Here is a 5,607-nt window from a genome sequence, read left to right on the forward strand (position 1 = left end):
TCCGTCCGAGCAGCGGCCGCACGCCGTCGTGCGCGCCCCCGCACGGCTGCAGCAGCACCTCGAGCTCATCCTCGTGGCGGCTGACGAGCGCGCGGTGCCGCTCGAGCGCGGCCGGCTCGAGCAACGCCTGCGCGGCATGCCGGACGATGACGATCGCGCGATCGTCGCGGCGCTCGACGATCGCACCGATCCGGCGCCGGGCGCGCGCCACCGTGGCGCTCACGTGTCGCCCCCGAAATGGCGCGCCCGCATCACAGCGAACCCTGGTATTCGAGCACGCGTGCCTTGAACTCGTCGGGCACGGCCTGCGTCGTGTTGTTCGCGTAATCGAACATCACGTGCGTCGACATCCCGCGCGCGACGATGGTCTGGTCGTCGCGCTCCATCAGGTGTTCGAGATCGAAGCTCTTGCTGCCGAAGCGCACGATGCTCGACCGGATCGTCAGGTTGTCGCCGAATTGCGCCGGTGCGAGGTACTCGCACTGCGTCTTCACCATGATGTGCGGCAGCTTCTCGCTCCGCGGCAGGCCGAGGAGATCGAACATGTAGCAGAGGTACGAATGCTGCAGATAGTCGTAATAGACGGGACTGCTCACATGCCCCATCGAATCCGTATCGCGATACTTGACGTGAATGGGCGTTTCGTAATGACGTTTCGACATGGTGGTTCTCCGCAATGACTGGGTTGATTGATTTATTTATTTGATCCTGATTGGACTGTCAGGAATTTGAAAATTAATCGAACGCCTATCGGGGCGCCACTATCAGAACGAATAGCGATTCGCTGCTGAAGGCGTGCACTCCGTGGCCCCAACCTGACGAAGTGCTCCAGCGTTCCCCATTAAAAATCGAATTCCCAGCCTGCCGAGCATCTCGAAAACAAGCGAAACCAATGCCTCGACTTCCGGACGCCGCCCTTATTTCTGTCATTCATAAGGTTATGAATTAGAAACTGGTAAATATGTTAGTTGCGCACGGAAAGAGCCATTCAATACAGTCTCGCTGTAGTAAAAAATCCACCGAATTATCGACAGGAGGGCAGTCCCCATGCATGCGAATACCTGGACGACGAACCGTGACACCGTGCTGCATTTGCCGTCCCCCGCGGATCTGGCCGGCGCGCTGCAGCCTGCGCTGCGCGCGTCACGCACGGTTCATGCGGCTCGCCACGCGATCGTCGACGTGCTGAACGGCACGGACGACCGTCTCGTGGTCATCGCCGGCCCGTGCTCGGTGCACGATCCCGCCGCGGCACGCGACTATGCGGCGCGGCTCGCGCTGCAACGCGCGCGCTTCGCGGACGAGCTGGAAATCGTGATGCGCGTGTATTTCGAGAAGCCGCGCACGACGGTCGGCTGGAAAGGGCTCATCAACGACCCGCGGCTGGACGGCACCGAACGGATCGACGCGGGGCTGCATACGGCACGCGCGCTGCTGTGCGACATCAACGGGGCGGAAATGCCGGCGGCGACCGAGTTTCTCGATCCGCTGTCGCCGCGCTATCTGGCCGACCTGGTCGCATGGGGCGCAATCGGCGCACGCACCGTGGAATCGCAGGTGCATCGCGAGCTGGCGTCGTCGCTGCCGATCCCGATCGGCTTCAAGAACGGCACCGACGGCAATGTCCAGGTGGCCGTCGATGCGATGTGCGCGGCCTCGCGAGCGCATCGCTTCCTGTCGGTCGATGCAGGCGGCCGGTTGTGCGCGACGGCATCGCCCGGCAATCCGCATACGCACGTCGTGCTGCGCGGCGGACGCGAGCCGAATTTCGACGCGGCCGCCGTGAATGCCGCATGCGAGCGCATGGCGGCCGCGCAATGCGCACCGCGCGTGATGATCGACGTCAGCCACGGCAACAGCCGCCGCCAGTTCCGCAATCAACTGGGTGTCGGCACGGCCGTGGCCGCGCAGGTCGCGGCCGGCGACACGCGCATCGTCGGTGTGCTGATCGAGTCGAACCTGATCGAAGGGCGCCAGGATCTCGTGCCCGGCATGCCGCTGCGCTACGGGCAGAGCATCACCGACGCGTGCGTGTCGTTCGCCGATACCACTCAGCTCCTCGAGACGCTCGCGCACGCGGTGCGTGCGCGACGGCGCGGCCATGCGCCGGCACCGGATCTCGAGTTCGCGCAAGAGCCGCTGCTCGCGTGCTGCGCGTGAGCGGCCCGGCGCGGGACGATCAGATTTCGGCTTCGTCGTAGATCCGTGTCGCGTCGCCGGCCCACGCGTCGCGATAGCGGGCGAGCCAGTGCTCGGCCTGGGTCGGCGCACCGGCGACGATCTCGTCGAGCGGCGCGAGATACACGGATTCGTCGCGGCCGGCCGCATCCCTGCGTGCCCGCGCGCGCAGGCCGCGATGCGCGATCGCCAGCGCATCGGCCGCGAACGCGCGCAACGGGCGGCCGTCGACCGACGCGCCGAGCCCGAAACGGGGCACGTCGCGCCGCAAGGTCAGCAGCGCGCCACGGTCGATCGCGGCGGCCAGCGTCTCCGCGTCCGACAGCGCGGCCGGATCGTACAGCAGGCCGGTCCAGAACGCGGACAGCGCGACCATCATGGCCGGCGAGCCCGCATCGGCACCGCGCATCTCGAGATAGCGCTTCAGCCGGACTTCGGTGAACACCGTCGTCAGATGGTCTGCGAAATCGCCGAGCGTCGGCGTGTCGCCCTCGAGATGCGGGATGCGCCGCCGCATGAAATCGCGAAACGTCCAGCCGGTCGCATCCGTGTAGCGATCACCGCGCCGCACGAAATACATCGGCACGTTGTCGAGCAGCCAGCTCACGTAGCGCTCGAAACCGAAGCTGCGCGACAGGAACAGTGCAGGCGCCCCGCAGCGATCCTCGTCGGTATCGAGCCACGTGTGTGCGCGGGTCGACAGCAGGCCGGTCGGCCGGCCTTCGGAGAACGGCGAATTCGCGAACAGCGCGGTCGCAACGGGCTGCAGCGCGAGCGACACGCGCATCTTGCGCGCCATGTCGCTTTCCGACGCGAAATCGAGGTTGACCTGCACGGTGCAGGTGCGCTGCATCATGTCGAGCCCGCGCGTCCCGACGCGCGGCATATAGCGCTGCATGATCCCGTAACGCTGCTTCGGCATCCACGGCAGCGCTGCGCGCGCAAGGTGAGGGTGAAAACCCAGCGGCGCGCAGCGCAGGCCGAGCGGCTCGCACGCGTCGCGGGCCGCGGCGAAATGCGCATGCAGTTCGGCATGCGTGCCGTGCAGCGTATCGAGCGGCGCGCCCGACAATTCGAGCTGGCCGGCGGGCTCGAGCGAGATCGCCGCGCCGTCGCGCTGGATCACGCCGACGATCCGCCCGGCATCGACGATCGGCGTGCCGTCGCCTTGCAGCCGCGCGAGCACTGCGGCGATCCCCGACGGCCCGTCATAAGGCGCGGCTGCGTGCGTCGCACGCGCGACGACGAACTTCTCGTGCTCGGTACCGATCCGGAACTGCGCGGCCGGCTTGCAGCCGGCGGCCAGATGATCGGCGAGCTGCTGCTCGGAGACGATCGGCGTGTGGTCCGATCCAACGGCATTCGACATCGACACCCTCCACAAGTCACATTGGGCGACCGACCGGTCGGTCACGCAGCGACTATAGCGACGTCGATGCCGATGCTGTACTGGCAGGGGTGATAGGGGCGGGGTAGCGCCGTACTGCGCTACGGCTGCCTGCGCTTCGCGAAGTAGTGCGCGGGAGAATCGCCGAACGCGCGGCGGAACATCGCGATGAAGTTGCTCGGCGTCGCATAGCCCAGCGCGTCCGCGATGTTGGCGACGCTGTCGCCGCTCGCGAGACGTTCTAGCGCGTGCGTCAGGCGCGCCTGCTGACGCCATTGCGCGAAGCTCGTGCCGGTTTCCGCGACGAACAGCCGGCTCAGCGTGCGGGCGGACAGCCCGGCCCATTCGGCCCACGCTTCGAGCGTGCGGCTGTCGTGCGGCTGCCCGAGGATCGCGTTGGCGATGCGCAGCAGCCGCCGGTCGCGTGGCATCGGCAGGTGCAGCGGCTCGTGCGGCGCACGGCGCATCTCGTCGAGCAACACGACACTGATGCGCGCCTGCTCGATGTCGAGCCGATCCTGGTCGGCCCACGACACCGCGCGCCGCACGAGCGCGCGCATCAGCTCGGTGATTGCGATCACGCACGGCTGGCCCGGCATCCGCCGGCTCGCGGCCGGTGTGATCACGACGCTCCAGCCGCTCAACGCACCGCTGATGCTGACCTTGTGCTGCTCGCCCGGCGGAATCCAGCCCGCGCGATGCGGCGGCAGCAGCCACGAACCGTGCGGCGTGCGCACGTGCGCGAAACCGCTTTCCACGCAGAACACCTGGCCGCGCAGATGGCTGTGCCAGTCGACCTCGCGGGTGCCGAGCCGGTACGTGTTGCGGCCGTCGTCCTCGCCCCAGACGGCGATCAGCGACGGGCCGTCCTCACGCTCGCTCGGATCGGAGTCGGCGCGCTGCACGGTGCGCGGTGGAGAAACGTCTCGGATGGGCATGGCCGGAATTCATTATTTTTTGTCTAAACAACATTATCAGCTTTGTCCGGGAGCGTCCAACAATGCATGTCGTGTTCAAACCGATACGAAGCAGAGGAATGCGATGCATGCAGCACTTGCTCCACGGACACGCGATGCCGGCGCACTGCGCGTCATGTCGCGAATCGCCGTCGCCGCGGCGCTCGTCGTGCTCGGCGCGTGCGCGAGCCGCGACGGGCTCGCGCCGGCCGGCACGCTGCGCAGCGCCGATACGCTCGCAGCCACGCGCAGCCTCGCTCAGGTGCCGGCTACCGACTGGCCGGCTGCCGACTGGTGGCGCGCGCTGAATGATGCGCAACTGAGCGCGCTGATCGACGAGGCGCTCGCCGGCAACCCCGATCTCGCGACCGCCGATGCACGCGCACGCGAAGCGCAGGCGTTGGTGATCGAAGCGCAGGCTGCGCGGCTGCCGCATCTCGTCGGCCGCGGGAGCGCGAAGGCCGAGCGGCTGTCCGGCACCCAGTTTTCGTCGGGCGAGGGCGGTGGCTTCTTCAGCCACACGCGCGAGATCAATCTCGGCCTGAGCTGGGATCTCGATCTGTGGGGCGGCCGCCGTGCGGCGTGGGAAGCCGCGCTCGGCGAAGCGCGCGCCGCGCTAATCGATGCGCAGGCCGCACGCGTGCTGCTGTCGGTCAACGTTGCGCGCGCCTATGTGAATCTCACGTACGCATTCGATCAGCAGGACGTCGCGCGGGCCGAGTACGAGCGCGCGGACGAAGCGCTCACGCTCACGCGCCAGCGCGTCACGAAAGGCATCGACAACGTCGCGCAGCAGCGCCAGGCGGAAAGCGAAGTCGCGGCCGCGACGCGCGAGCAGGCCCGCGCCGCGCAGGCGATCGACAGTGCGCGCATCGCGCTCGCGATCCTGCTCGGCGCGGGCCCCGATCGCGGTCTCGCGCTGGGGCGGAGGTCGGAAGAGGGTCGGGGTGGGGAAGAGTGTGGTTTTTCGTTTTTATCTTGGTGGTTGGTGGAGTATGAAAAAAAAAAAAAGTATAAAACTATACGACTTGTGAGTAGTGACTAGTGTCTCACCGGCATCGTATCAACGATGTGTTCTCAGCTCAA

At 67.0% G+C, this 5,607-nt stretch carries 6 protein-coding genes; 2 read left to right on the forward strand and 4 right to left on the reverse strand.

The features are described from left to right. Both G3O06_RS46160 and G3O06_RS46165 read right to left on the reverse strand, forming a co-directional pair. A partial coding sequence (locus G3O06_RS46160) for a hypothetical protein (protein ID WP_205820071.1) occupies positions 1-223 on the reverse strand: 223 nt, incomplete at its 3' end. 28 nt (positions 224-251) lie between these two features. Beyond that, complete coding sequence (locus tag G3O06_RS46165; protein ID WP_174918956.1) at positions 252-662, reverse strand: acyl-CoA thioesterase; 411 nt, start codon at positions 660-662, stop codon at positions 252-254. Between the two features lie 385 nt (positions 663-1,047). Here G3O06_RS46165 and G3O06_RS46170 point away from each other — a divergent pair, with 385 nt between their 5' ends. Further along, positions 1,048-2,160 carry a 3-deoxy-7-phosphoheptulonate synthase gene (locus G3O06_RS46170; RefSeq protein WP_205820072.1) on the forward strand — a complete coding sequence of 371 codons (1,113 nt, stop codon included), beginning with the start codon at positions 1,048-1,050 and terminating at the stop codon, positions 2,158-2,160. Between the two features lie 19 nt (positions 2,161-2,179). On the opposite strand, the gene G3O06_RS46175 is transcribed toward G3O06_RS46170, so the two are convergent. Together G3O06_RS46175 and G3O06_RS46180 are read right to left on the reverse strand one after the other, a co-directional pair. Then, complete coding sequence (locus G3O06_RS46175; RefSeq protein WP_205820073.1) at positions 2,180-3,547, reverse strand: glutamate--cysteine ligase; 1,368 nt, start codon at positions 3,545-3,547, stop codon at positions 2,180-2,182. A 119-nt stretch (positions 3,548-3,666) separates the two neighbouring features. Further along, the gene (locus tag G3O06_RS46180; protein WP_174918959.1) at positions 3,667-4,503 is read right to left on the reverse strand and encodes a helix-turn-helix transcriptional regulator; all 837 of its coding nucleotides are present in this window, start codon (positions 4,501-4,503) and stop codon (positions 3,667-3,669) included. A gap of 154 nt (positions 4,504-4,657) precedes the next feature. Between G3O06_RS46180 and G3O06_RS46185 the strand changes: the two genes are divergently transcribed. Next, positions 4,658-5,566 carry a TolC family protein gene (locus tag G3O06_RS46185; protein ID WP_241020587.1) on the forward strand — a complete coding sequence of 303 codons (909 nt, stop codon included), beginning with the start codon at positions 4,658-4,660 and terminating at the stop codon, positions 5,564-5,566. Positions 5,567-5,607 lie beyond the last annotated feature (41 nt).

Source organism: Burkholderia sp. Ac-20345 (genome assembly GCF_017104825.1).
GTDB lineage: Bacteria > Pseudomonadota > Gammaproteobacteria > Burkholderiales > Burkholderiaceae > Burkholderia > Burkholderia lata_B.

Bases quoted from the DNA above. Each gene is read 5' to 3' on its own strand.
- G3O06_RS46165 (WP_174918956.1), bottom strand. From the start codon at position 662: ATGTCGAAACGTCATTACGAAACGCCCATTCACGTCAAGTATCGCGAT.
- G3O06_RS46185 (WP_241020587.1), top strand. From the start codon at position 4,658: ATGTCGCGAATCGCCGTCGCCGCGGCGCTCGTCGTGCTCGGCGCGTGC.
- G3O06_RS46180 (WP_174918959.1), bottom strand. From the start codon at position 4,503: ATGCCCATCCGAGACGTTTCTCCACCGCGCACCGTGCAGCGCGCCGAC.
- G3O06_RS46175 (WP_205820073.1), bottom strand. From the start codon at position 3,547: ATGTCGAATGCCGTTGGATCGGACCACACGCCGATCGTCTCCGAGCAG.
- G3O06_RS46170 (WP_205820072.1), top strand. From the start codon at position 1,048: ATGCATGCGAATACCTGGACGACGAACCGTGACACCGTGCTGCATTTG.